1 protein-coding gene is annotated in these 379 nt (G+C 42.2%); it reads left to right on the top strand.

Going from position 1 to position 379, the window contains the following annotated elements:
* Window positions 1-57: 57 nt before the first annotated feature.
* Window positions 58-379 (top strand): hypothetical protein (locus PUR26_RS34475; RefSeq protein WP_329868011.1); only part of this gene is annotated, 322 nt, incomplete at its 3' end.

Below are 379 nucleotides of genomic sequence, written 5' to 3'. Positions count from 1 at the left end.
GTGGGGGGGGGTGGGTGGTGGGGGGGGGTGTGGTGTTTGCCCGTCCGCGGGTGGGGGGTGGGTTTTCGTTTTTCTCTTTTTGTTTTTTTTTTCTTTTTTTTTTTTTGGGGGTGTTTTTTTTTTTTTTTTTTTTTTTTTGGTTTTTGGTTTTTTTGCGGGGAGGGGTTGTTTTTTTTTTTTATGTGTTTTTTTTTTTGTTGTTTGGGTGGGGTTTGTGTTGTTTTTTTTTTTTTTTTGGTTTTTTTTTTTTTTGTTGTTTTTTTTTTTTTTTTTTTTGTTTTTTTTTTGTGTGGTGGGGGGTGGGGGGGGGGGGGGTGGTTTGTTTGTTGGTTTTTGTGGGGGGGTGGGGGGGGGGGGTGGTTTTCTCCCCGACCCCCCC

Source organism: Streptomyces sp. SP18CS02, from assembly GCF_036322365.1.
In the GTDB taxonomy this organism is placed as follows: domain Bacteria; phylum Actinomycetota; class Actinomycetes; order Streptomycetales; family Streptomycetaceae; genus Streptomyces.
The sequence above is the reverse complement of the archived record's forward strand: the minus strand, read 5'-3'. Positions and strand labels throughout refer to the sequence as shown.